This is a genomic window from Streptomyces sp. NBC_00536, from assembly GCF_036346295.1.
In the GTDB taxonomy this organism is placed as follows: Bacteria; Actinomycetota; Actinomycetes; order Streptomycetales; family Streptomycetaceae; genus Streptomyces.
Map to the genome: position 1 here is coordinate 3,622,630 of NZ_CP107819.1, position 23,949 is coordinate 3,646,578.

Here is a 23,949-nt window from a genome sequence, read left to right on the forward strand (position 1 = left end):
TTGCGTGTGCGGGGGCCCGGGACGGCGTGGGGGTCCGGGCCGGTCAGGACGCGTCCGGCACCCAGGCATTGGGGCCGGCGTTGTACCAGTACTGGCGGCCGGTGGTGAGCGCCGTGGTCCGGAACGGGCGGCCGTGGTCGTCGATGGTCGTGGTCCCCTGCCGGTCGCCACTGCTCCAGGCCAGCTCCAGGTACCAGCGGACGTCATGGCCGAGCGTGGAGGCGTCGATGTCGAGGACCTGGGGGTCGGTGGCGGACACCTTGTAGGGGAAGTCGGTGATCGGCGTCGGCCGTGCGCCCTCATGGCCGGGGGCCGGCCGGGGGTGTGGTGAGGCGGCGTCGAGGTCGATGGCGAACGAGGCGGGCTCCAGCTCGCCGCCGCAGCCCGAACCCATGGTGTAGCCGTTCCACGCGGGCGCCTTGCCGCTGTCGACCGTGTGGACGTACAGAGCGTGCAGGACCACGGGGTTGCTGTCGGTGCCCTGCACGGTCACCTCCATCCGCAGGTGCCCGGCGGGTACGGCGTGCAGCGCGGACGCCCAGCCGTCGGTGGCGCCCCGGGCCGGGGGCGGCGGGACCTTGCCCGGCTCCTGGTCCAGGGCGAACCACTGACCGCAGGGGCTGCCCCAGTTGTTGGTCAGCACGCTGACGGTGAAGGGAACGGAGGCGGAGCGGGGCGCCGGGGTGCCGGAGGAGGGCGTGGTGCCGGGGGGCGTGGTGCCGGTCGGCGCGGAGGTGCCGGGGGTGCCCGAGGGCGACGTCGGCTGAGGGGCGGCGGTGCCGGCGGCCGCGCCCGCCGAGAGGGGCTGCCGTGCCTTCGCCGACTCCGATGCCGCCGCATGCTGTGCGCCGGACGGTTCGGCGGTGTGCGTGCCGCCGGAGAGCGTCGCCACGGCCACGGTCGTACCGGCCGCCATGGCCACGACGACGCCCGCCGCGAGCGCGACCAGCCGACGGCGCCGGCCGCCGGGCCCGGTGGCTGTGCGGGCGGGGGTCGCCTCATGCGGGGAAGGGGAGCCGTCCTGGTCCGTCACGTCCGGCAGGGCCACCACCAGGGGCTCCGGCTCCGGCGCCCCCGCCTCGGCCGTCGGACTGACGGGAGCCGGGTCGGAAGCCGGGTCGGGAGCCGCCCCATCGGGGACCGTCGCGGCGGGCGCACCGCCGCCCGCCGACTCCCGGCGGCGTTCGGCCAGGGCCACGATCCACTGATGGTGCAGGGCCACCAACTCGTCGGCGGACGCTCCGCAGACCCTGGCGAACCGCTCCACGGGCGCGTAGTCCGTGGGCACCGTCTGGCCGTTGCAGTAGCGGTGCAGGGTCGAGTTGCTGGAGTGCAGCCGTTTGGCGAGGGTGCCGTAGCTCCGCCCGGACCGTTCCTTCAGTTCACGCATCAGCTCCGCGAACCGCTCGGTCTCCGCGCCCGTGCCCGTGCCCATCCCGCCCCCACCCTCACCCTCGTTCCGGAACGCCGTTCCAGGCTCGGCGGTTTCCCCAGGTGAGAGTAGTTGGAACCGTTCCATGGTTCCCACTTCCCGGTGGGAACGGCGACTGGGACGGAAAGGGCCGCACAGTTGGCCTGGCCGACCGGTCCGCCGCAGAGCCGACCGGAATCCTGCCCCTGTGTGAACCACCCGACGGAGGAAGACCCATGTCCATGACCCGCACCCGCACCCTGCTCTCGTGCGCCGCCCTCGCCCTCGGCTCCACCGCCCTCATCGGCTGCGCCGGCATGTCCTCGGCCTCCCCCGCGACCCCGGCCGCCTCCGCCGTCCCGTCGGCCTCCACCGGCTCGTCGGCCTCCACCGTTCGCGTCGCCGCGCCGTCCACCCCGGCGTCAACGCCCCGCAGCGGCGGCTCGGCAGCAACCCACGACGACAGCGACAGCTACGCGTACACCCACGCCTGCTCCAAGAACCAGCTGTCGGTGCGGGTGGTCCGCCGTGCGGCGGCGGCCAGTCAGCGGGTGATCGAGGTGCGCAACCTCGGTGCGAACTCCTGCGGCCTCTCCTACTACCCGCTGGTCAGCGTGGGCGACCCGAACGCCGCGGATCACACCTACGACATCAAGCCCCTGATCCCCGGCGGCCTCGGCGGCCCGCCCGCGTACGCGCTCCACACCGGGAAGACCGCCTACGCGGTCATCGACCTCGACCCCAGCGGCAAGGCCCCGAACGCGTCCCAGGGCGGCGAGTTGAACGTCCTGGCCCACAGCGACATGCCCAACGCCGACACGCTCAACTTCCCGCTCGGCTCCAACTCGCGGGTGCTGAAGCCCAAGCTGGGCCTGTACGAGGACAACGTCAATGACGCGGTCGCCTCCATGAACCAGGCGACCGTCCAGTCCTGAGCGGCCGTTCCCGTCAGGTACGGGGCGGGGGCGGGGTCAGGGTGACGCGGGCTTCGGCGCCGCCTTCGGGGCGGTTGGTGAAGGTGAGGGTGGCGGACAGGGCGTGGGCCTGGCCCGCGGCGATGGTCAGGCCCAGGCCGTGGCCCTTGTTCATGCCCTCCGTGCGGAACCGCTGCGGGCCGCTCGTCAGCAGGTAGTCCGGGTAGCCGGGGCCCTCGTCGGTCACGGTCACCGTGAGGGCGTCGACGGTGACCGTGACCGGGGCCACGCCGTGTTTGTGGGCGTTGGCGATCAGGTTGCCGAGGATGCGTTCGACCCGGCGGCGGTCGGTCTCCACCACGTGGGAGGAGACGACGGTCAGGCGGGTGTCCGTGCCCGAGGCGCGGATCGTACGGGCGGCCAGTTCGGCGAGGTCGTGGGAGTCCAGCTCCGGGCGCTCGCTGCGGGTGTCCAGCCGGGATATCTCCAGCAGGTCCTCGGTCAGCGCGCGCATGGCCTGCACCCGGTCCCGTACGAGTTCGGCGGGCCGGCCCGGCGGGAGGAGCTCCGCGGCGGCGTTGAGCCCGGTCAGCGGGGTGCGCAGTTCGTGGGCGACGTCGGCCGTGAAGCGGCGTTCCGATTCGAGCTTGCGCTGGAGGGAGGCGGCCATGATGTCCAGGGCGCCGGATACGGCGGCCACCTCGTCCCGCGCCCGCGGCGAGTCGTCGACGCGGGCGTCCAGGTCGCCGGCGCTGATCCGGCGGGCGACCTGCGCGGTCTGGTGCAGCCGCCGGGTGATGCGGGTGACGCCGATGGCGCCGATGAGGAGGGTGCCGCCGATGGCGAGGACCGCGGAGCCGAGGATGGCCCGGTCGAGGTCTGCGATGGTCTGCTCGCTGGCGCTGTAGTCGACGGCGGCGGCGATCACGCCGTCCCGGTCCGCGGGTCCGGCCGCCCACATGACCGGCTTGTTCCGGAGTTCGCCGACGAGGGTGCCGCGCCGTCCGGCCGCCGCGTACGCGCGCAGCTCGGGGGGCAGGGCCTTGGGGTCGAGGCCTTCGCCGCGCGGGGTGCGGGTGCCGGTCTCGTACGCCTCGGTGATCCGGTCGAGGCGGTCGAGGGCCTTCTCCCGGGCGGTTCCGATGGTCTGGTTGGTCATGGCGTTGTGCACGAGTCCGCCGAGGAGGGCGGCGAGCCCGCAGCACATGAGGGTGATGAAGACCGCGGCCTTCCAGGTCAGGGTCGCCGTCCACGCCGGGAACCGGAACACGGCGCCGAACGGGGAGCGCAATCGATTCTTCGACCGGTTCCTCACGGGTGGGGCTTCCCCGCCGGGCGGATGATCTCCGTCAGGCGCGGCAGCAGGGCCTGATGGCTCGGGCACCAGGTCCACACCTCGCGCTTCTCGGTGCCCACCGCGCCCTCGTGGGAGCGGACGATCACGTCCCGCTGGGCCAGCTCGACGCTGAGGACCCGCTCGTAGGTGTTCATGATCCTCAGGACCCGGCCGTCCCGGCACGCGTAGATACGGATGTTCAGGATGTCCGGCGACACCCCGACGCCGAGGATCAGCTCGTCTTCGCCGTTCCCCGTCAGATCACGGTAGTGCGCCGACTCCAGCGGGCACCCGGCAGCCCCCGGCCGCTCGCACCGGCCCAGCTCCGCCACCAGCCGCTCGCGCTCGCCCGGATCCCCGCGGTGGTCCGGTCCGGCCGGCAGGTCGGCCGTGACCAGTTCCATCGGGTCGACCGCGTGCAGGCCCCCCTCGGCATCCGGGAATCCGGCCACCGGTACGCCGGCCGTCCGCTCCCCGCTCTTCGCCGCGTCCCGGTCCGGCTCGGCGGGCGGGCGCTCGGCCCACCGCTGGTACGGGCCCTGCGCGCGCACCGCCGGGACGCCGCGCTCGCCCACCACGGCGTGCTCCGCGCTACAGCCCGCCAGGGCCAGGGTCAGGGCCATCACGGGCAGGGTGAGGAGGGCGAGCACCAGGTAGCGGCGCCAGGCGTGCGACGGGTCCGGGGCGTCTGCGCCCCTCGGCTGCGGGGTCACGCCACGAGGTCGCCGTAGAAGATGACGTTGTTGGTGCGGTGGCCGTCCTTGATCTCTCCGCCGCAGGTCAGCAGGCGCAGCTCGGGGCGGCTCGTGGCGCCGTAGACCTTGTCCGTCGGGAAGTCCTTCTTGTTGACGTCCTCGATCTCGCGGATCTTGAACCGGGCGGTCTTCCCGTCCTCGCGCGGCACCTCGATCAGATCGCCGAGCCCGATCTTCTTGACGTCCTTCATCAGCGCCGGGCCGTACTTCGTGTCGAAGTGCGCGACGAGTACGGAAACCCCCCGCTCCCCCGGCGTCGCGCCGTCCGCCCACCACCCGGGCGTGTCCGCGTCCGTCTCCGCGCTGGGCACGCCCAGCTCGCCCGCCGCGTCCACCGTGAGGTCGACCATCTTCTTCGCGTCCACCCCGGCCGCGTCGATCTTCATACCGGTGGGCCGGGACTTCGGCAGCGCGTGCGCCGCCGTGTCCGATACGGGCGCCACGGCGGCCGCCGTACTGCCGACCTTGGGGTCCGGTGGCAGCTGGGTCCCCGCCCCCTCCCCGAACCCGAACGCCAGGCGCGCAACGGCCCCCGCGACGGCGAGCGTGACGGCTACGGCCGCGGTGCGGTGGATGGCGGGCATGCGTGGTTCCCCTCGTCTCGGCGTCGCCCGTGGTCGGCGACAGATCAGACGTTACGAGGGTCATGTTTTGGTAATCCGTCGGCAATGTAACAGTTTGCCGGACCTGTGGACCCGAAGGCGTTAAGTGGCCGAAAGGACCAGAAGCGGAGGCCAGAAAGCCCTCCCGGCCGATGCCGGGAGGGCTTGGGCGCGGCATGCGGCACGGGGTCAGCTGAGGCCCCTGCTGCGTTCTCCGATGCGGTCGCCCTGCGGGGTTCCGGACCGCTTGAGAGCCGCCTTCGTGTGCGCTCCGCCCTTCACCTTGCTCCGCAGTTCACCTTCGTACCCGTGGCCCGGCCCCTTCGGCGCCTGGGGCAGCTCCAGCGCCTTGGCGACCGCGTCACGGAAATCCTGCTTCTGCTCTTCACTCATCCCGCCGTCAACTCCTCCGGGAAGCACCCAATCGGACCTATAGGACCTACGGGGATCGTATGCAGATATGAGGATGAACGCACCCGGACAGGAGGGCATCTTCTACGGAAGCTCGGGCGTCCCCACCGCCTTGCGGACCAGTTCCTCCGGACAGGGCGTCCCGCGCGGCAGCTGGTACTTCGCCGCCACCCGGTACTCCCCCGGCGCCGGGACCAGCAGCTCGGTCCACACGTCGCCCGAGTCGTCCGGCTCCGCCTTGAACAGGCAGCCCGCCGTGTTCGCGTACTCCCTCGGCACCTTCCCGGCACCCTTGGGGGCGGCCGCGGACCGGGCCTTCGAGGTCTCCGTCTCCTGCGGCGGCGCGACCGGCTTGCCCGCCGCGTCGACCAGCCCCAGCCACGGCGAGTGGGGGATCCGTACCAGCACCCGGCCGGACTGCCGTACGTCGACCACCAGCTCGTCCGCACCCGCGCGGACCACCGTCGCCGGGCCGGAGACCAGCGCGGTCGGCCGGTCGACCTTGAAGAGCTGCCAGTTCGCGTCGCCCCACACCTGCTGGAGGTACGGCAGGCCCGCGCGGACCAGTTTCGCCTCGGCCTCGCCGCCGTTGTCTGGTTTGTCGGCGGGCAGCACCACATAGTGCACGGCCCAGCGCTCCAGCCAGGTCCGGTACGTCGTGGCGGTGAGGGTGTCGTCGTAGAAGACCGGGTTGCGTTCCAGGTCGGCCTGCCGGTTCCAGCCGCGCGCCAGGTTCACGTACGAGGGGATGGCCGAGGATTCGCGGTGGCTGCTGACCGGGACGACCTCGACCCGGCCGCGGTCGGCGCCCGCCTTCTTCAGCTGGTCGATCAGCGGGGCCAGCTCGCGGTTCCAGGCGGCGACGGGGGTGGTGCGGACGATGTCCTGGACGCTGTTCGTGGTGATCCAGGCGGTCACGCCGACGATGGCGAGCACCAGCGCGTACCAGCGGCGGGAGCGCGGGAGGGCGTGCGGGAGGGCCGCGACCAGGACGGCGGCGGCGAAGAGCATGGCGAGGCGGGTGACGTTCGAGCCGATCTGCGAATCGATCGCCCAGGTCAGGAAGACGCCCAAGGCGTAGACGGCCGCGGCGATCCGGACCGTCTTCCACCGCTTCGGCACGAGGACCGCGACCAGCGCCCCGAACAGGAACGGCAGCCAGGCCGAACCCAGCCCCATCGGCTGCGTCCCGGAGAACGGGAACAGCCACGCCGACAGCCCGACCACGGCCACCGGGGGCAGCCCGATGGCGTACGCGCCCGGGCGCCGCCCGCTCAGGAACAGCGCGGCCGCGATCACCCCGAGGAAGAGCCCGGCCACCGGACTGGAGGCGGTCGCGAGGGCCGCCAGCACGGCCGCGACGGACGCCTTGGCCCAGCGCCGCTCCGACCATGCGCGGGGCCAGCAGAAGGCCGCGGCGACCGCGCCCAGCGCGAACATCACCCCGAGCCCGAAGGTCACCCGGCCGGACACGGCGTTGCAGAACAGCCCGTACACCCCGGCGAGGGCGGGCCACAGCGGCTGCCGGACGGCGCCCCGGCAGCGGGTGAGGACCAGCGCGAGGAGGGCGGCGGAGACGGTCCCGGCGATCATCATCGTCGTGCGGACGCCGAGGACGTGCATGAGGTACGGCGAGACGACGCTGTAGGACACCGGGTGCATGCCGCCGTACCAGGCGAGGTTGTAGGCGGAGTCCGGGTGGCGGCCGACGAACTCGGCCCAGGCGTCCTGGGCGGCGAGGTCGCCCCCGCTGTTCGCGAAGCTGAAGAACCAGGCGACGTGGACGACCGCCGCGAGGGCGGTGGTCACGCCGATCGGGTGACGGTGACCGAAGGCGAGCGCGGCGCGGAGCCGGAGCCGGAGCCCGAGCCGGAGCGCGCGTCCGCGTGTGTGCGGGGGCGTGCGCGAGGGCGTGTGCGGAGGCGTGTGAGGGCCCGGATCCGGTCCGCCGGTCGGTATGCCGGTCTCCCCGGCGCCGCCCGTGGCATCGCCGGTGGCGTCGCCCTGCTGCCGCTCCTGCTGCCGGCCCTGCTCAGCGGTGGTCACTGCCGCACTCCCCAACATCCGTCCCGGTGCCAAGACGCGACCCGGCGCCCCGGGGTTGCCCGGGGCGCCGTGAGCCGGTCCCGCTCCTGTTTCGCGCTCCTGCTGTCAGCCGACGCGTGTCAGCTTGCTGCCGATGCCCGGCGCGGCCAGCTCGCGCTGCAGCGCCACCGGCACCTTCACCTGGCTGGCGCCCTCGCCGACGGTCAGCACTCCCACCTTGGTACCGGCCTTCGCCGTCCCCGGGATCTTCGTACCGCCGTCACTCAGCTTGACGGTGACCGTGAGCCCCGACCAGCCGACCGCCTGGACATCGGCGGTCGCGACGACCGGGGTGCGGCCGCCGAGCCCGTCGTCGACGTAGCCGACGACATCGCCCTTCTTCACGACCGTCGCGCCCTCAAGGGACTTCTGGGTCGCGATCATCAGCTGCTTGCTCGCCGCGATCACCGTGTCGATGATCGCCGGCTTGTGCTGGGCGAGGACGGCGCCGACGATCAGCTGGTTGGTGTTGCCGACCTTCTTCTGCGCGGCGAAGAGGAGGTTTCCGCCGGCCTTCGTCGTCGTACCGGTCTTGATGCCGAGCGAGTCGTTGTACGGGACCAGCCGGTTCCAGTTCGGCCACGTCTTGCCGGACGGGTCCACCCAGCTCGGCTTCCTCGTGATGTCGAGCAGCGCGTCCATCTCGACGAGCTTGAGACCCAGCTTGACCTGGTCCTCGGCCGTGCTGACCGTGGTCGCGTCCAGACCCGAGGGGTCCGTGTACGTCGTGTTGGTCATGCCGAGGTCCTTGGCGGTGGCGTTCATCTTCGCGACGAACGCCTCCTGGCTGCCGGAATCCCAGCGGGCGAGGAGCCGCGCGATGTTGTTGGCCGAGGGGATCATGAGGGCCGCGATCGCGTCGTACTCCGAGATCTGCTGGCCCTCCTTGACCGTGTCGAGGGTGGATTCGTTGTCCGTGGAGTTGTTCTTCTTGCCCTCGGTCTCGGCCGTCTTGTCGATGTCGATCATCTTGCCCTTGTCCCCCTTCTTGAAGGGGTGGTCGCGCAGGATGATGTACGCCGTCATCGACTTGGTGACGCTCGCGATCGGTACGGGCTTCATCTCGCCGGACGAGCCGAGCGTGCCGAGGCCCGCCGCCGCCATGTACGCCTGGCCCTCGGTGGGCCAGGGCAGGGCGGGCTTGTCGCCCTCGAAGGCGAACGAGTTCTTCGCCGTCATCGTCAGCGTCGGCGCGGGCAGCGGGCGGAACAGCTGGACGATGCCCAGGATGACCGCCAGCAGCGCGAGCAGCGGGGCGTAGATCTTGACCCGGCGCACGGTGGTGCGCATCGGGCTGGGCGGCGGGGGCGGATTGTTCGTCAGCTCGGCGAGCATGTCGAGCGGGGGCCGCGGCGGCAGGGGCTGCTGCGTGGTCCGCTCGGAGCCGGAGTGGGTGACGGGGGGCGTGTGCGCCTTCGGCGCGGTGGGCGGGGTGGGCTTGGCCTCCGCCTTGGACTGGCCCTGGGGCTCCGCCTTGGCGGGTGCGCCCGCGCCCTCGCCGCGCAGCGGTACGAAGGTACTGGCCCGCTCGGCCCCCGCCTTGGCGCCCGCCGCCGGGCCCTGCTTGGGATCCACCTTGGGCCACTGCTTGGGGTCCGCCTGGGTGCCCTGCTGGGAATCCGCCTTGGGGGCCTGCTTGGGGCCCGCCTGGGCGCCTGCCGGGGTGCCCGGCCTGGCGCCTGCCGGGGTGCCCGGCTTGGCGTCCGCCTGGGTGCTCGGCTTGGCGTCCGCCTTGGAGCCCCGCTCGGGGTCCGCCTTGGGGCCTCGCTCGGGGTCCGGCTTGGGGCCTCGCTCGAAGTCCGCCTTGGGGGCCTGCCTGGCGTCCGCCTGAGTGCCCCGCTCGGGGTCCGGCTTGGGGCCTGCCGGGCCGCCGGAGCCGGTGGTCCGGCCCGTGGCCTCCGCCGGACCGGCGTCCGGGCGCACGGCCCGGAACACGGCCGTGCGCTCACTGTCGGACGGCTCCGAAGCCTTGGCCTTGCCGGCGGGCTTGGCCTCGGGCTTCGCCTCCGGCTTGGTCTCGGCCTTCGGCTCAGGCTTCGGCTCGGGCTTGACCGCAGGCTTCGGCTCGGGCTTGACCGCAGGCTTCGCCTCCGGCTTGGCCTCGGGCTTCGCCAACTCGCCGGAGCCCTGGGCATCCGTGCGGACCGCCCGGAACACCGCCGTGCGCTCACTGCCGGACGGCTCCGAAGCCTTGGCCTTGCCCGCGGGCTTCGGCTCGGGCTCGGCCTTCGGCTTGGCCTCCGCCGCGCCGTCGGAGCCCTTCGCATCCGGGCGGACCGCCCGGAACACGGCCGTGCGCTCACTGTCGGACGGCTCCGAAGCCTTGGCCTTGCCCGCGGGCTTGGCCTCCGGCTTCGCCTCGGCCTCAGGCTCGGGCTTCGGCTTGGCCGCCCCGCTGGAGCCCTTGGCGTCCGCCGGGCCGGGACGCGCGGGCGCGTCAGCGCCCTTGGCATCCTGGCGAACCGCCCGGAACACAGCCGTGCGCTCGTTGTCGGCCGGAGCCTTGGCCTCGGGCTCGACGACCTCGGCCTCGGGCTTGGCCTTCGCCTCCGGCTTCGCCTCGGGCTCGGGCTTCGGCTCGGCCGTGCTGCCGGAGCCCTTGGCCTCCGCCGGGCCGGGGCGCGCGGGCGCGTCAGCGCCCTTGGCCGCGCCGTCGGAGCCCTTCGCGTCCGGGCGGACCGCGCGGAACACCGCGGTGCGCTCGCTGTCCGCCGCCGCCGAGGCCTTGGCCTCGGGGGCCGTGGACGGCGCCGGGAGGCGGGGGTCGGGGCGCGAAGCGGAATCCTTCTTCGCGGAGCCGCCACCGGTGCCGGGGTTGCGGCGGAAGGCCTCGAACACCGTGGTCTTCTCATCCGCCGGAGCGGGGTCCGCGGCGCCGGCGGAATCCTTGACGGGCATGCGGAACACCGACGTGCGCTCGGGGTCGGACCCTTCGGACGGCGAAGCGGAATCCTTCGCCGCGACCCGGTCGGCCTCCTTGGCTGGGGTCGGCGACGGCTCAACAGAACCCTCGTCAGCCACGCCAGCCACGTCGTCCGACGCCGAAGCGGAATCCTTGTCACCATCCGACAGGGAGCCCGTACCGACGGCATCCGGCTCGGAACCCTCAGGCTCGGCCTCCGGCTCGTCCGCCTTCGCCACCCACGCCGCAACCGCGGCGCGCAGGGGATCGTCCTTCCCCTCGGGGGCGGCCTCGGCGGCCTCCGGATCCCGGGGGCGGAACACCGACAGGCGAGGGTCGGACTCCGCCGCCCCCGGCGCACCCGCGCCTTGCTTTACCGACTTGTCGGGGGACTCGCCCGCCACCAGTTCCTCCTCGATCGACGTCCGGCCGCTGTCCGGACCGCTGTCCGAACCGTCTAACAGTGTCCCGTCTAGGGGGCATCGCCCCCGCGCTAGACGAGAACGACATACTTGCCGGTTCCCACACAAACCGACCAGGCACTCTCGACAGATGAATGTGAGAGGGGTCACCCTGTCACTCATCCACGCGGGGAGGCATGGATGGGCAGGAGCCGCAGAACAATTCCGGAGGAGCTTCTGCTGCTCGCTTTGGACCCGGCAACGGGAACCACGGCGCAGCCGCAGTCGCTCGACCTCGGCCTGGCCGGGGCACAGCTAGTGGAGCTGGCTCTGGCAGGACGGATAGCCCCAGACGGGGATCGTATCGCCGTGGTGATGCCACGGCCGACAGGAGATCCGACCCTGGACTCCGCACTGGAACTGCTGCGCCGTCGCGGCAGCCCGGTTCGGGCAGTCCACTGGATCGGCGGACCCCGACTGGGGCTCCGCCAGGTTTACCTCGCTCACCTGGAGCGTTGCGGCATGGTCCATGCCGTCGCGGGCCAGATGTGCGGGGTGCTGCCGACGACTCGCTACCAGGCGACCGACACGGCAATCAGCCGGGAGATCCGTGCCCGGCTGGACAGTGCGATCCGCACCGGTGTACCGCCGGACCCGCGGACCGCGGCGCTCGCCGCCCTGGCCCACGCGGTCGGACTCGGCAAGCACCTTTACCCCGGCAACGAGGGGCGTTCGTCCAGGTCCCGCCTGCGGGACCTGATTCGGCACGACCCCATGGGCGGCCTCGTGGCACACGCCGTGATGGACGTTCAGAACGGTGTGGCCGCACAGCCGCGCCGCGACCGTGCTCCGGCACCGGCTTCGCCGCCGTCCGCCCGCGCGACGGCTACCAGCGTTCCGCTGCAGCCGCGCCGCACGGGTGCGATGGCCCGCGCCGCCGCACACTGATCCACCGCGTCACCGTTCCACCGTCCCAGCGCGTGACCGTACGACCGTATGACCGCTTCACCGCACCACCGACTACACCCCACCGCACGACGAACGCCATGGCCGCGACCGGCGTCCCCCCAGGACCCGGTCCGGACACCGCCAGCGCGCGGGGTGGCGGGCCGGTCCACCGGCCCCGCCACCCCGCGCGTCTGCGTTGCGCCGGACGCACGCCCGGCAGCCCGGTTTCCCGTTTCCCGCACGTCTGTTTCCCGGGTCCAGCGGAACCGTTCCGGCCCGTTCCCCAGCGGGGTCGCGCCCTTCGATGGCAGTCTGCTCATCATCAGACACGCAGAGAGACAGTAAGCAAACAGCAAGCAAGCGGAGGTGCCGTACCCGTGGCGTCCAATGTCAACCCCACCGTCCGACGCCGCCGATTGGGCATGGAGCTGCGCAAGCTCCGTGAGGACAAAGGCATGACGGCCGAGCAGGTCGCCGAACGTCTGCTCGTATCCCAGTCCAAGATCAGCCGCCTTGAGAACGGCCGCCGTTCCATCAGCCAGCGCGACGTCCGCGACCTGTGCGACGTCTACGAGGTCGAGGACCGCCGGCTCGTCGACTCCCTGATGCAGATGGCCAAGGACTCCCGCCAGCAGGGCTGGTGGCACGCCTTCGGCGACATCCCCTACAGCGTCTACATCGGCCTGGAGACGGACGCGGCCAGCCTGCGCACGTACGAGCCCCAGGTGGTCCCGGGGCTGCTGCAGACCCCGGAGTACGCTCAGGCCCTGATCCGCGGCGCACTGCCCGAGACCGCGCCCGTCGACATCGAGAAGCGCGTACAGGTGCGGATGCACCGCCAGAAGCGGCTCTCGGAGACCGACAACAGCAATGCCGACGTCGGCCCGCTGCGGCTGTGGGCCGTCATCGACGAGGCCGCCCTGCGCCGCCGGGTGGGCGACGGGCAGTTGATGGTCCGGCAGCTGGAGTACTTGATAGAGCAGTCGGAACAGCCGTACGTCACCGTCCAGGTGATGCCGTTCTCGATGGGCGCGCACCCCGGCGTGAACGGCCAGTACGCCATTCTGGAATTCCCGGACGCCTCCGACTCCACGGTCGTGTACATCGAGGGCGTCACGAGCGATTTGTACCTGGAGAAGGCGAATGACGTTCAGAAGTACAGCGTGATGTACGAGCACCTGCGCGCCCAGGCCCTCAATGTGGACCAGACGCGGGAGTTCATCTCCGACATCATCAACGACCACGCGGGCAAGCGACGGTAAAAGTGGAGAAATCCGGGCAGGTGGCGGAGGGCGCCGGTACGGTACACCGCCACCGCCCGGCCATGGAAGACCTGGCCTGAATATGCCATCCGGACGGGTGAATGACCACTTCACCCGTCGGGCGGTGCCGGTAGCGTCGATCACGTCAGCCAGGAAATGGGTTGACGCCAATTCGGAACGACTCGCTGAACCGGAGAAAAACATGGCTATTCGACTGGGCGCCACGGAAAACTGGACGAAGTCCTCGTACTCCGGCGGCAACGGTGCGTGCGTCGAAGTCAAGTCCCCCGTCACCGAGGCCATCGCGGTCCGCGACTCGAAGGTGCAGGACGGTCCGTCCATCGCCTTCGCGCCGGGTTCCTGGACCTCGTTCGTCACCGAGGTCAACGAAGGCCGGCTGGGACAGCTCGTCTGAGCATCACGACGAGCCCCCCGACCGACCTGCCCGCACCGCAGGCAGCACAGGCACCACCCGCAGTACATGCACCACAAGCACCACAAGCACCACCCGCAGTACTGACTGGAGCCCTCTCGACTGGCCCGCCGTCCCGGCCGAGGGGGCTCGGCCATGCCCGCCGCGGACCGGCGTGACGGGCCTCCTACCGGAGCTGGTCGACGTACCGGTCCGTCCCCGGCACGGTCGGGACGAACGGCGCCACCAGCTCCACGCGCCCGCCCAGACCCGCCGCCGCGACCTCCGCGTCGAGCCCCTGGAAGCGGTCCCAGCAGGTGCGCGGGTCGGCCTCCAGGAACCAGAGCAGCGTCAGCCGGGTGTCGACCCCCTCGACCTGCTTGACGTAGGTCATCCGGTCGCCCGGCAGCGGGGTCGGCCGGAAGACCGTGACCATCGCGGCCGGTGAGCCGTGGAGCCGCTGCGGCAGGTGCCGCGAGCGCAGCCACTCCAGCAGCTCCGCCCGCCGCTCGGGGCCCTCCGCGTCGATGACCTGGAGGACGAGCCCGGCGTACGGGTGGTCCATCGCGTGGTAGTCCCGGGGTCCGGCGGCACCGTCGCGGTAGACGGTCGCCTCGTGGTCCTGGAAGGCGGTGAAGACGTGCGTGCGGTCCTGGTAGACGCGGCCGTCGCGGTTCAGCCGCTTGTTGATGCCGACGGTCCACTTCATGTGCTCGTCGTAGCGGCCCTCCGTCACCCAGTACGTCGAGAGGTAGCACCCGGCGGTGACCGGCTGGGCGACGGCCGACTTCTCCGGGTAGCGCAGCTCCTGGAGTTCGCGGGTGGCGACCCAGCGGCGCCCGGCGAACATCCACGGCATGGCCATGGCCCCGGCGTAGTAGTGGTCGTCCTCGTACCAGCGGTTGTACGCGAACTCGTGGCCCGGGTGCGGTTCGACCATGGTGATGAGCGCGTGGCCGGGGTGCACCCCGTACGGCCCGACGGACGCGAGCGCGGCGTAATCGTCGGGCCGGGTGTCCTGCGATTCTCTCGTCATGGGACCGGTCTAGCTGATGATTCGTCAGATGGGGAGTGGCAGGAGCCTGTTCAGCCCGTGGACAGGTGGGTGCCCTATGCACCTTCCGCGGTTACGCTGCGCCCAACCGCCTCCCCAAGGAGTCCCCGTGCCCGCATCCCCGCCCCCCTTCGCCGCGCGAGCCGTCTCGACCGGGGGCTCGCCCGTACGGGAGATCCTCGCGCTCACCGAACGGCCCGGCGTGATCAGCTTCGCGGGCGGGCTCCCGGCGCCGGAACTCTTCGACACCGAGGGCCTGCGGGCCGCGTACGACGCCGCCTTCGCGGACTCGGCCGCCCGGGCCCTGCAGTACTCGACCACCGAGGGCGCCCCCGAACTGCGCGAGGTCATCGCCGCCCGGGCGAGCGCGCGCGGACTCCCGACCGGGCCGGACGACGTGCTGGTCACCACCGGTTCGCAGCAGGCGCTCGCGCTCGTCACGGCGACCCTGGTGGAGCCGGGCGACGTCGTCCTGGTCGAGAACCCGACCTACCTGGCGGCCCTGCAGTGCTTCGCCATGGCCGGGGCGCGGGTGGTGGCCGTGCCGTGCGACGAGGACGGGATCGTGCCCGAGGCGCTGGAGGAGGCGGTGCGTCGCGAGCGGCCGAAGCTGCTGTACTCCGTGCCCACCTTCCAGAACCCCACCGGGCGCACCCTGCCCGCCGCCCGCCGGGCCGCCGTGGCGGAGATCGCGGGGCGGCTCGGGGTGTGGCTGGTCGAGGACGACCCGTACGGCGAACTCCGCTACGAGGGCGCGGACATCCCCTGGCTGGCCGCGCACCCGGGGGCGGAGGACCGTACGGCGCTGCTCGGCAGCTTCTCCAAGGTCATGGCCCCGGGGCTGCGGCTCGGCTGGCTCCGGGCCCCGGTGGGCCTGCGGCGGGCCGCGGTGGTGGCGAAGCAGGCCACCGACCTGCACACCTCGACGGTGGACCAGCTGGCGGCCGCGCGCTACCTGGCGGTGGCCGACCTGGACGCGCACGTGGCGGTCGTCCGCGACGCCTACCGCGAGCGGCGGGACGCGCTGCTGGCGGGCCTGCCGTTGGCCTTGCCGGCGGGGGCGCGGTGGAACCGGCCGGAGGGCGGGATGTTCGTCTGGGTGCGGCTGCCGGAGGGGTACGACGCGGGGGCCCTGCTGAAGGCGGCCGTCGCGCACGACGTGGCGTACGTGCCGGGGGCCGCCTTCTACACCGGCCCCCCGGACCCCCGTACCCTCCGTCTCTCCTTCACCACCCACACCCCCGCGGAAATAGCCGAGGGCCTGACCCGCCTGTCCACGGCCCTGTCCTGACGCCGAGCGCGCCCCGGCCCACCCTCCGGGGACGCTCACGGCCCGAAGCGACCGGTGCGCCCCGGCCCACCCTCCGGGGGCGCCTCAAACGCCGGCGAGGCTGACCCCGCCCCCGGAAGCACCCCGGGTCGGACGCGCCCCCGGCGTGCCCTCAATCGCCGGGCAGGCTGGAACCAACCCCTGCGGGCCGTTCTGCCTCCGGCGGGCCCTCAAACGCCGGGCAGGCTGGAATTGCCCTCCGGGCAACCCAGCCGCCCACCCCCAAGCCCCGCCAAAGGCAAGCCAACCCCCGCCAACCCCTGAGGCCCCGCCGCCCCCTCAAGCCCCGCCGGAGGCAAGTCAAGCCCCGCCGGCGATTGAGGCGCCCCCGGAGGGCAAACCAGCCCGCACGGGCCCACCCAGCCCAGCCACCCGGCCCCGCCGGAGGCAAATCAAGCCCCGCCGGCGATTGAGGCGCCCCCGGAGGGCGAACCGGCCCGCACGGGCCCGACCGCCCCGGCCACCCCCAGCCCCCCCGGGCGGAAGCCGTGTCGCGGGGCTTCACACCCCGGCCGAGCCGCCGTAGCCTGACGCACCGTCAGATCAATCGGCCGCCCCGCCAGGAGCCCGCATGCTGCTGCAAGGCAAGACCGTCATCGTCTCCGGCGTCGGCGCCGGACTCGGCCATCAGGTCGCCGCCGCCGTGGTCCGCGACGGCGGCAACGCCGTCCTCGGCGCCCGCACCGAGGCCAATCTCGCCAAGTCCGCCGCCGAGATCGACCCCGACGGCACCCACACCGCCCACCTCCCCACCGACATCACGAACGAGGCGCAGTGCGCCGCCCTCGCCGCCCTCGCACAGGACCGTTTCGGCCGGATCGACGCCGTCGTGCACGTCGCCGCCTGGGACTCCTACTTCGGCGGCCTCCAGGACGCCGACTTCGGCACCTGGCAGCAGATCCTCGACGTCAACCTCCTCGGCACCCTGCGGATGACCCGCGCCTGCCTGCCCGCCCTCAAGGCCAACACCGGCGGCGGAGCGGTCGTCATCATCGGCACGCAGTCGGCCGTCGCCGCCCCCTCCGAGGTCCAGCAGGCCGCGTACGCCGCCTCCAAGGGCGCGCTGACCTCGGCCATGTACTCGATGGCCCGCGAACTGGGCCCGGACCGGATCCGGGTCAACACCGTGCTGCCGGGCTGGATGTGGGGCCCGCCGGTGCAGGCGTTCGTCACCTTCAGCGCGCACGCCGAGAACGTCCCGGAGGCGGAGGTACTGGCCCGCCTCACCCAGCGCATGGCACTGCCGGAACTGGCCACCGACGGGGACGTCGCGGACGCCGCGGTCTTCCTCGCCTCCGACCGCGCGCGGTCGATAACCGGCCAGTCGCTGCTGGTCAACGCCGGTGAGCTGATGCGATGACCCAGGTGATGACCCACGTCACGACGGCCCTCGCGGCCGGATCCTCGGATCGTATGCTCGCATCATGAGCACTCCGAGCAACGCTCCGGCCGGCCCGACCGACAACTCCATGCGCCGCGCCCTCAAGCGGGCGCGCGACGGCGTCGCGCTCGACGCGGCCGAGGCGGCCGTGCTGCTCCAGGCACGCGGCGAGGCCCTGCGTGACCTCTCCGCGTCCGCCGCCCGGGTCCGGGACTCCGGGCTCGCCGCCGCGGGCCGCCCGGGCGTCATCACGTACTCCCGCAAGGTCTTCATCCCCCTGACCCGCCTCTGCCGCGACAAGTGCCACTACTGCACCTTCGTCACGGTCCCCGGCAAGCTGCGCCGCGCGGGCCACGGTCTGTACCTCTCCCCGGACGAGGTCCTCGCGATCGCCCGCGAGGGCGCGGCGATGGGGTGCAAGGAGGCCCTGTTCACGCTCGGCGACCGGCCCGAGGACCGCTGGCCCGAGGCCCGCGAGTGGCTCGACGCGCACGGGTACGACGACACGCTCGCCTACGTCCGCGCGATGGCGATCCGGGTGCTGGAGGAGACGGGCCTGCTCCCGCACCTCAACCCCGGGGTGATGACCTGGTCCGACCTCCAGCGCCTCAAGCCCGTCGCCCCCTCCATGGGCATGATGCTGGAGACCACCGCCACCCGTCTGTGGTCCGAGCCGGGCGGCCCGCACCACGGTTCCCCGGACAAGGAACCGGCCGTGCGGCTGCGCGTCCTGGAGGACGCGGGCCGCTCCAACGTGCCGTTCACCACCGGGGTGCTGATCGGCATCGGCGAATCGTACGAGGAGCGCGCGGACGCGTTCTTCGAGCTGCGCCGGATCCAGCGGGCCTACCACGGCATCCAGGAGGTCATCGTCCAGAACTTCCGCGCCAAGCCGGACACCGCGATGCGCGCGATGCCCGACGCGGAGCTGGAGGAGCTGGCCGCCGCCATCGCCGTGGCCCGGCACATCCTGGGCCCGTCCGCGCGGATCCAGGCCCCGCCGAACCTGGTGGACGCCGAGTACGCACTGCTCATCGGCGCGGGCATCGACGACTGGGGCGGGGTCTCCCCGCTCACCCCCGACCACGTGAACCCCGAGCGCCCCTGGCCGCACATCGAGGAGCTGGCCGCGCGGACCGCCGCCGCCGGGTTCGAGCTGCGCGAACGCCTCACCATCTACCCGGAGTTCCTGACCCGCGGCGAGCCCTGGCTGGACCCCCGGCTGCTGCCGCACGTCCGCGCGCTGGCCGATGCGGAGACCGGGCTCGCGGACGAGCGGGCGAGCGTCGAGGGGCGGCCGTGGCAGGAGCCCGACGAGGGGTTCACGGGCACCGGGCGCACCGATCTGCACGCCACCATCGACACCGAGGGCCGCACCTCCGACCGGCGGGACGACTTCGACCACGTCTACGGCGACTGGGAGGCCCTGCGCGAGGCCGCGGCCCCCGGCATGGTCCCGGACCAGGGGCACGACGGGCACACCGGCCCCGAGCGCCTCGACGCCGAGGTCCGCGCGGCCCTCGCGCAGGCCGCCGACGACCCGACGAAGCTCACCGACGGCCAGGCCCTCGCCCTGCTGCACGCGGACGGCCCGGCCCTGGACGCGCTCTGCCGGATCGCCGACGACCTGCGCAGGTCCGTCGTCGGCGACGAGGTGACGTACATCGTCACGCGCAACATCAACTTCACCAACGTCTGTTACACCGGCTGCCGGTTCTGCGCCTTCGCGCAGCGCCGCACGGACGCCGACGCCTACACCCTCTCCCTCGACCAGGTCGCCGACCGCGCCGCCCAGGCCTGGGACGTGGGCGCGGTCGAGGTGTGCATGCAGGGCGGCATCCACCCGGACCTGCCCGGGACCGCGTACTTCGACATCGCGCGCGCGGTGAAGGAGCGGGTCCCCGGCATGCACGTGCACGCCTTCTCCCCCATGGAGGTCGTCAACGGCGCGAGCCGCACCGGGATGTCGGTCCGCGACTGGCTGACGGCGGCCAAGGAGGCCGGCCTGGACTCCATCCCGGGGACGGCGGCGGAGATCCTGGACGACGAGGTCCGCTGGGTGCTCACCAAGGGCAAGCTGCCCACCGCCGACTGGATCGACGTCATCACCACCGCGCACGAGCTGGGCATCCGCTCCTCGTCGACCATGATGTACGGGCACGTGGACCAGCCGCGGCACTGGCTCGGCCACTTCCGCACCCTGGCCCGGATCCAGCAGCAGACGGGCGGTTTCACGGAGTTCGTGACGCTGCCCTTCATCCACACCAACGCGCCCGTGTACCTCGCGGGCATCGCCCGGCCCGGCCCCACGGACCGCGACAACCGGGCGGTGATGGCGATGGCCCGGCTGCTGCTCCACCCGCACATCACCAACATCCAGACCAGCTGGGTCAAGCTCGGCGCGGAGGGCGCGGCCGAGATGCTGCGCTCGGGGGCGAACGACCTCGGCGGGACGCTGATGGAGGAGACCATCTCCCGGATGGCGGGCTCGGGTTACGGCTCGTACAAGTCGGTCCAGGACCTGATCGCGATCGCGGAGGCGGCGGGGCGCCCGGCCCGGGCCCGTACGACGCTGTACGGAGAGGTCCCGGAGGAGCGGCAGCGGGCGGCGCGCGCCTCGGACGGCCACCTGCCCGCGCTGCTGCCCGTACTGGAGTAGCCGGGCGGCGGCGCGGGAGCACGGGAGAGGGGCTCAGCCGACGAGCAGGTCCCGCTTGAGCTGCTTCAGCTCGCGCGCGTCGACGCCGAGGCCCTGGTCGAGGTAGCGGTCGAAGGAGCCGTACCGGGCCTGGACCTCGGCGTACCCGGCGTTCAGGTACTCGGGGCGGACGTCGAGCATCGGCTTGTAGACGGCGGCCTGCTGCGCCGGGAGGTGCGAGAGGACCGCGTCGTTGGCGGCCTTGCGGTAGTCGTTGCTGGCGAGGTAGTCGGCCATGACGGTCTCGGCGGGGACGCCGAGCGCGGTCAGCAGGGAGGCGTTGGCCCAGCCGGTGCGGTCCTTGCCCGCGGTGCAGTGGAAGAGGACGGCGCGCGAGCGGTCGTTCCCGGCGGCGCTCTCGATCCCCGCGAAGACCTGCGTGTAGGCCTTCTTGCCGCCCTCGCCGCTGACCATGCCTTTCTCAGCCTCGGTCATGGCCTTGACGGCCTCGTCGGGGGTCCTGGGCAGGGTCTGGAAGGAGCCGGAGCCCGCGAAGACGTCGGCGACGACGTAGGCCGCGCCCGCCGGGACCTTGTCGGGGCCCTTGGTGCGCTCGTCGGTCATGCGCAGGTCGAAGACGGTCCTGACGCGCAGCCGCTGGAGCTTGGCGAGGTCGGCCGCGGTGAGCTTGTCGAGGGCGTCCGAGCGGTAGATCTCGCCCATCTTGACCCACTGGCCGGTGGTGGTGCGGTAGCCGCCCGCGTCACGGAAGTTGGCCGTGCCGTCGAGCTTGATCAGCCGGTCGGCGAGGCGCAGGCCCTGGCCGCGGTCCGGGACGAGGTCGAACCACTGGCGGTCGGCGGCGGGCAGCCCCTTGACGACGGCCTCGCCGGTGGCGCCGCCCTTCGCGACGACCTTGCCGTTGGCCTTGATCTCGACGCGCTTGACGCCGTTGACGCCCTTGGCACCCTTCGTGTCCCACTTCACGGTGTACGAGCCGTCGGCGCCGGCGGTGACCGTGGCGGCGGTGAAGGGGATGGCGGAGTGGCTGTGGGCGCTGTGGGCACTGGCGGCCGGGGCGACGAGGGCGGAGAGGGAGAGTGCGCAGGCGATGGCGGTCGCGGCGAGGGTTGCCTTCTTCATGCCGTCGAATCTGTTGGCCCGGCAAGAACGCCACGTGAACGAGGTGTGGCCGGAAACAGCCCTTCCGAAGACAAGTGGCAAACCGTGCCACTCAGCTACTTGGGGGCCGACGAATCCCGGAGGGTTCCGGCCTTTCTCCGCACACATACGGCCCGCTCGACGGCCTCCCTCCGGATTCGAACGGGCGGGTCCACTACAGTGCGCGCCAGAGCCAGCGGGGGGATGCGTTCATGGACTTGACGGCGGCAAACGTGACGACGGGAAGCGTGACCACCGGCCTGTGGGGCCGGATCGAACAGCAGGACTTCCGCAGCCGGGTGCGCGGCACCCTGCTCGGTTCCGCCATCGGCGACGCCCTCGGCGCGCCCGTCGCCGGGCTCTCCCTCGACGGGATCCGCTCGGCCCACGGGCCGCAGGGCCTGACCGAACCGGCCCCCGCCCACGGCCGGCGCGGCGCCGTCACCGCGGCCACCCAGCTCACCCTGTTCACCGTCGATGGCCTGATACGGGCCCACGTGCGCCGGGACACCGGCGCCTGGCACCCGCCCACCGACGTCCACCGCGCCCACCTGCGCTGGGCCGCCACCCAGCACGACTGGGGCCCGGACGAGCGGCGCAAGGAGAACGGCTGGCTGGCCCAGGAGGAGTGGCTCTACGCCCGCCGCGGCCCCGGCCGGGCCTGTATGACCGGCTTCGGCGACGAGATCCTCGGCACCCTGGAACAGCCCAAGAACCCCACCGCCCGGGACGCCGACGCCACGGTCCGCTCCGCCCCCTTCGGCCTGCTCGTCGGCTGGGAGCCCGCCCTCGTCCTCCAACTCGCCGTCGAGTGCGCCACGCAGAGCCACGGCCACCCCACCGCGTACCTCTCCGCGGGCGCCTTCGCGGTCATCGTCCACGGCCTGACCCGCGGCGAAAGCCTCGACGCGGCCGTCCAGCGGGCCCTGGGCCTGCTCGGCTCCCGGGCCGGCGGGCAGCCCGTCACCGACGCCCTCCAGCGGGCCACGGCCGCCGTCACCCGGGGCGTCCCGTCCCCGGAGATCATCGAATCGCTCGCGCCGGGCGACGGCGAGGGCGGCCGCGACGCCGACGCCGCCCTCGCCATCGCCGTGTACTGCGCCCTGGTCGCCGAGGACGTACGCCACGGCCTGCGCCTCGCGGTCAACCACGGCGGCGACTCCTCCGCGACCGGCGCCCTCTGCGGAGCCCTGCTGGGCGCCCTGCACGGCGAAACCGCCCTCCCCGCGCCCTGGCTGGCCGACCTGGAGGGCCGCGCCACGCTGCTCGAACTCGCCGACGACTTCGCCCTGGAGATGACCCAGGGCCCCACCCTCCACGGCCCGGCCACCTCCTCCCCAGCCTGGCTGACCCGCTACCCGCGGGGCTAGGGGGTGTCCGGTGGATCAGGGCCGGGCCCGGCTCGCCTGCCTATCCGACCCCGATCCACCGGACACCCCCTATACAGACCCCTGCCCACCTCGCGCGTGAGCCCGTACCGTGACCCCACCCACGTCACGGAGGTGTCTGAACACATGCCGAGCACACCGAACCCGCGGATCTCCGCCACCATCTTCCTGACCGACCGGACCATCGCGCCCGTGCCGCTCGCCCGCGCGCTCGAAGAGCGGGGGTTCGCCGGGCTCTACCTGCCCGAGCACACCCACATCCCGGTCAGCCGCGACACCCCGGCCCCGATGGGCGGGGAGCTGCCCGAGGAGTACGGGCGGACCGTCGACCCGTTCGTGGCCCTCGGGCAGGCCTCCGCCGTCACCGAACGGCTGGGCCTGGGCACCGGGATCACCCTGGTCGCGCAGCACGACCCGATCGGGCTGGCCAAGCAGATCGCCACCCTCGACCACCTCTCCGGGGGCCGCTTCACCCTGGGGCTCGGCTACGGCTGGAACGTCGAGGAGGCCGCCGACCACGGGGTGCGGTGGCAGGAGCGGCGCGAGCTGGTGCGGGACCGGATGGCGCTGATGCGCGCGCTGTGGGCGCCCGAACCGACCGCGTACGTCGGCCAGTTCTCCGGCGTCAGCGCCAGCTCGGCCTTCCCCAAGCCGGTCCAGGCCCCCCGCGAACTGGCCCCCGGCGTCCCCCTGCACGGCCCCCGCACCCTCATCGGGGGCGCCGCCGGACCCAAGCTCTTCGCCGCGATCGCCGACCACGCCGACGGGTGGATGCCCATCGGGGGCGGCGGGCTGACCGAGTCGCTGCCCGCGCTGCGCGCCGTGTGGGAGGCGGCGGGGCGGGATCCGAAGTCGCTCCAGGTGGTTCCGTACGCCGTCCGGCCGACCCCCGGGAAGCTGGCCCACTACGCCGACCTCGGGCTCGACGAGGTCGTCCTGCAACTGCCCTCGGCGGGTGAGGCCGAGGTCCTGCGGACACTGGACGAGTTCGCCCCGTACCTCTGAGGGCGCGGGCCCGGGAGGCCCGAACGCCCCCCGCCCCCCGCCGTCTTGCTCCGCCTGCCTAGACTGCCCGTCTGAAATCAGCCACACGGCCGGGACGCGTCAGGGCCCGGCGGACGCGACGGACGGGGGCGGGCCGGGATGCAGAACTCCGATCTCGACGTATCTCAGGACGACCTCGGCAGGCTCGCCGACGACCTCGACGCGATGCAGGCGTACCTGGACGAGCAGACGCGCCGCATGGACCGGGTCGTCGACGCCGTCGCGGCGGGCTGGCAGGGCCCCACGGCCACCGCCTACCGCAGCCTCCACCAGGGCGTGGCCGAGGATGCCGTCCGCATCCGGCAGGTCCTCGTCCTGCTCGAAGCGGCCACCCGGGCCAGCCGGGACGGCTTCACCGAGCAGGAGATGGAGACCCTGTCCCGGCTGAAGAAGATGCAGGACGGCGAGGACGTCCCCGCGGCGGCCCGCGCCCTCCAGGCACCCGACCCGGCCCCGCCCGCGGCGCCGGCGCGCCCGCACAGCCGCATCTTGGACATGTGAACGACCACGGGGG

19 protein-coding genes are annotated in these 23,949 nt (G+C 72.8%); 10 read left to right on the plus strand and 9 right to left on the minus strand.

What is annotated here, in order from left to right; translation table 11 throughout:
• Positions 1-43 precede the first annotated feature (43 nt).
• Entirely contained in the window at positions 44-1,435 is a 1,392-nt protein-coding gene (locus OHS33_RS15660) for a helix-turn-helix domain-containing protein (protein WP_330331017.1), read from the minus strand.
• A 212-nt stretch (positions 1,436-1,647) separates the two neighbouring features.
• Between OHS33_RS15660 and OHS33_RS15665 the strand changes: the two genes are divergently transcribed.
• Positions 1,648-2,346, plus strand: coding sequence for a DUF4232 domain-containing protein (locus tag OHS33_RS15665; RefSeq protein WP_330331018.1), 699 nt, complete (start codon positions 1,648-1,650; stop codon positions 2,344-2,346).
• A gap of 13 nt (positions 2,347-2,359) precedes the next feature.
• On the opposite strand, the gene OHS33_RS15670 is transcribed toward OHS33_RS15665, so the two are convergent.
• The 6 genes from OHS33_RS15670 to OHS33_RS15695 all read right to left on the minus strand — a co-directional run bounded on the left by OHS33_RS15670 (position 2,360) and on the right by OHS33_RS15695 (position 10,820).
• Positions 2,360-3,595, minus strand: coding sequence for a HAMP domain-containing sensor histidine kinase (locus tag OHS33_RS15670; protein WP_330331019.1), 1,236 nt, complete (start codon positions 3,593-3,595; stop codon positions 2,360-2,362).
• 41 nt (positions 3,596-3,636) lie between these two features.
• Complete coding sequence (locus OHS33_RS15675) at positions 3,637-4,374, minus strand: hypothetical protein (RefSeq protein ID WP_330331020.1); 738 nt, start codon at positions 4,372-4,374, stop codon at positions 3,637-3,639.
• On the minus strand, positions 4,371-5,000 hold the full coding sequence (locus OHS33_RS15680) for a sortase domain-containing protein (protein ID WP_330331021.1): 630 nt from the start codon (positions 4,998-5,000) through the stop codon (positions 4,371-4,373). The genes OHS33_RS15675 and OHS33_RS15680 overlap by 4 nt, the downstream gene beginning before the upstream one ends.
• Positions 5,001-5,207: 207 nt before the next feature.
• Positions 5,208-5,411, minus strand: coding sequence for a hypothetical protein (locus OHS33_RS15685; RefSeq protein WP_330331022.1), 204 nt, complete (start codon positions 5,409-5,411; stop codon positions 5,208-5,210).
• A gap of 102 nt (positions 5,412-5,513) precedes the next feature.
• Positions 5,514-7,475 (minus strand): MFS transporter, encoded by a 1,962-nt coding sequence (locus tag OHS33_RS15690; protein WP_443065306.1) that lies wholly within the window; start codon positions 7,473-7,475, stop codon positions 5,514-5,516.
• Between the two features lie 105 nt (positions 7,476-7,580).
• Complete coding sequence (locus OHS33_RS15695) at positions 7,581-10,820, minus strand: D-alanyl-D-alanine carboxypeptidase (RefSeq protein WP_330331023.1); 3,240 nt, start codon at positions 10,818-10,820, stop codon at positions 7,581-7,583.
• A 198-nt stretch (positions 10,821-11,018) separates the two neighbouring features.
• On the opposite strand from OHS33_RS15695, the gene OHS33_RS15700 reads away from it, so the two are divergent.
• The 3 genes from OHS33_RS15700 (at position 11,019) to OHS33_RS15710 (ending at position 13,442) form a co-directional block, all read left to right on the plus strand.
• Positions 11,019-11,765, plus strand: coding sequence for a GOLPH3/VPS74 family protein (locus tag OHS33_RS15700; protein WP_330331024.1), 747 nt, complete (start codon positions 11,019-11,021; stop codon positions 11,763-11,765).
• A gap of 377 nt (positions 11,766-12,142) precedes the next feature.
• The gene (locus OHS33_RS15705) at positions 12,143-13,027 is read left to right on the plus strand and encodes a helix-turn-helix domain-containing protein (protein ID WP_330331025.1); all 885 of its coding nucleotides are present in this window, start codon (positions 12,143-12,145) and stop codon (positions 13,025-13,027) included.
• 202 nt (positions 13,028-13,229) lie between these two features.
• The gene (locus OHS33_RS15710) at positions 13,230-13,442 is read left to right on the plus strand and encodes a DUF397 domain-containing protein (RefSeq protein WP_330331026.1); all 213 of its coding nucleotides are present in this window, start codon (positions 13,230-13,232) and stop codon (positions 13,440-13,442) included.
• 184 nt (positions 13,443-13,626) lie between these two features.
• Here OHS33_RS15710 and OHS33_RS15715 read toward each other — a convergent pair whose 3' ends face one another.
• Positions 13,627-14,475 carry a hypothetical protein gene (locus tag OHS33_RS15715; protein WP_330331027.1) on the minus strand — a complete coding sequence of 283 codons (849 nt, stop codon included), beginning with the start codon at positions 14,473-14,475 and terminating at the stop codon, positions 13,627-13,629.
• Positions 14,476-14,551: 76 nt separating this feature from the next.
• Between OHS33_RS15715 and OHS33_RS15720 the strand changes: the two genes are divergently transcribed.
• The 3 genes from OHS33_RS15720 to OHS33_RS15730 all read left to right on the plus strand — a co-directional run bounded on the left by OHS33_RS15720 (position 14,552) and on the right by OHS33_RS15730 (position 19,863).
• On the plus strand, positions 14,552-15,784 hold the full coding sequence (locus OHS33_RS15720; RefSeq protein ID WP_330331028.1) for an aminotransferase-like domain-containing protein: 1,233 nt from the start codon (positions 14,552-14,554) through the stop codon (positions 15,782-15,784).
• Positions 15,785-16,394: 610 nt separating this feature from the next.
• Positions 16,395-17,183: an SDR family oxidoreductase gene (locus OHS33_RS15725; RefSeq protein WP_330331029.1), complete on the plus strand. Its 789-nt coding sequence runs from the start codon at positions 16,395-16,397 to the stop codon at positions 17,181-17,183.
• 64 nt (positions 17,184-17,247) lie between these two features.
• On the plus strand, positions 17,248-19,863 hold the full coding sequence (locus tag OHS33_RS15730; protein WP_330331030.1) for a bifunctional FO biosynthesis protein CofGH: 2,616 nt from the start codon (positions 17,248-17,250) through the stop codon (positions 19,861-19,863).
• Positions 19,864-19,896: 33 nt separating this feature from the next.
• Here the strand turns inward: OHS33_RS15730 and OHS33_RS15735 are convergent, their stop codons facing one another.
• Positions 19,897-20,985, minus strand: coding sequence for a tyrosine-protein phosphatase (locus OHS33_RS15735; protein WP_330331031.1), 1,089 nt, complete (start codon positions 20,983-20,985; stop codon positions 19,897-19,899).
• Positions 20,986-21,236: 251 nt separating this feature from the next.
• On the opposite strand from OHS33_RS15735, the gene OHS33_RS15740 reads away from it, so the two are divergent.
• From OHS33_RS15740 to OHS33_RS15750, 3 genes are all read left to right on the plus strand, one after another.
• The gene (locus OHS33_RS15740) at positions 21,237-22,373 is read left to right on the plus strand and encodes an ADP-ribosylglycohydrolase family protein (RefSeq protein WP_330331032.1); all 1,137 of its coding nucleotides are present in this window, start codon (positions 21,237-21,239) and stop codon (positions 22,371-22,373) included.
• A 144-nt stretch (positions 22,374-22,517) separates the two neighbouring features.
• Positions 22,518-23,396, plus strand: coding sequence for a TIGR03619 family F420-dependent LLM class oxidoreductase (locus tag OHS33_RS15745; RefSeq protein WP_330331033.1), 879 nt, complete (start codon positions 22,518-22,520; stop codon positions 23,394-23,396).
• Positions 23,397-23,534: 138 nt separating this feature from the next.
• Entirely contained in the window at positions 23,535-23,936 is a 402-nt protein-coding gene (locus OHS33_RS15750) for a WXG100 family type VII secretion target (RefSeq protein WP_330331034.1), read from the plus strand.
• The last annotated feature ends 13 nt before the right edge of the window (positions 23,937-23,949 follow it).

What these genes read in the sequence shown, in the direction of transcription:
- OHS33_RS15710 (WP_330331026.1), top strand. Translation starts at nt 13,230, where the DNA reads ATGGCTATTCGACTGGGCGCCACGGAAAACTGGACGAAGTCCTCGTAC.
- OHS33_RS15685 (WP_330331022.1), bottom strand. Translation starts at nt 5,411, where the DNA reads ATGAGTGAAGAGCAGAAGCAGGATTTCCGTGACGCGGTCGCCAAGGCG.
- OHS33_RS15720 (WP_330331028.1), top strand. Translation starts at nt 14,552, where the DNA reads ATGCACCTTCCGCGGTTACGCTGCGCCCAACCGCCTCCCCAAGGAGTC.
- OHS33_RS15730 (WP_330331030.1), top strand. Translation starts at nt 17,248, where the DNA reads ATGAGCACTCCGAGCAACGCTCCGGCCGGCCCGACCGACAACTCCATG.
- OHS33_RS15700 (WP_330331024.1), top strand. Translation starts at nt 11,019, where the DNA reads ATGGGCAGGAGCCGCAGAACAATTCCGGAGGAGCTTCTGCTGCTCGCT.
- OHS33_RS15715 (WP_330331027.1), bottom strand. Translation starts at nt 14,475, where the DNA reads ATGACGAGAGAATCGCAGGACACCCGGCCCGACGATTACGCCGCGCTC.
- OHS33_RS15750 (WP_330331034.1), top strand. Translation starts at nt 23,535, where the DNA reads ATGCAGAACTCCGATCTCGACGTATCTCAGGACGACCTCGGCAGGCTC.
- OHS33_RS15725 (WP_330331029.1), top strand. Translation starts at nt 16,395, where the DNA reads ATGCTGCTGCAAGGCAAGACCGTCATCGTCTCCGGCGTCGGCGCCGGA.
- OHS33_RS15665 (WP_330331018.1), top strand. Translation starts at nt 1,648, where the DNA reads ATGTCCATGACCCGCACCCGCACCCTGCTCTCGTGCGCCGCCCTCGCC.
- OHS33_RS15660 (WP_330331017.1), bottom strand. Translation starts at nt 1,435, where the DNA reads ATGGGCACGGGCACGGGCGCGGAGACCGAGCGGTTCGCGGAGCTGATG.
- OHS33_RS15680 (WP_330331021.1), bottom strand. Translation starts at nt 5,000, where the DNA reads ATGCCCGCCATCCACCGCACCGCGGCCGTAGCCGTCACGCTCGCCGTC.
- OHS33_RS15745 (WP_330331033.1), top strand. Translation starts at nt 22,518, where the DNA reads ATGCCGAGCACACCGAACCCGCGGATCTCCGCCACCATCTTCCTGACC.
- OHS33_RS15735 (WP_330331031.1), bottom strand. Translation starts at nt 20,985, where the DNA reads ATGAAGAAGGCAACCCTCGCCGCGACCGCCATCGCCTGCGCACTCTCC.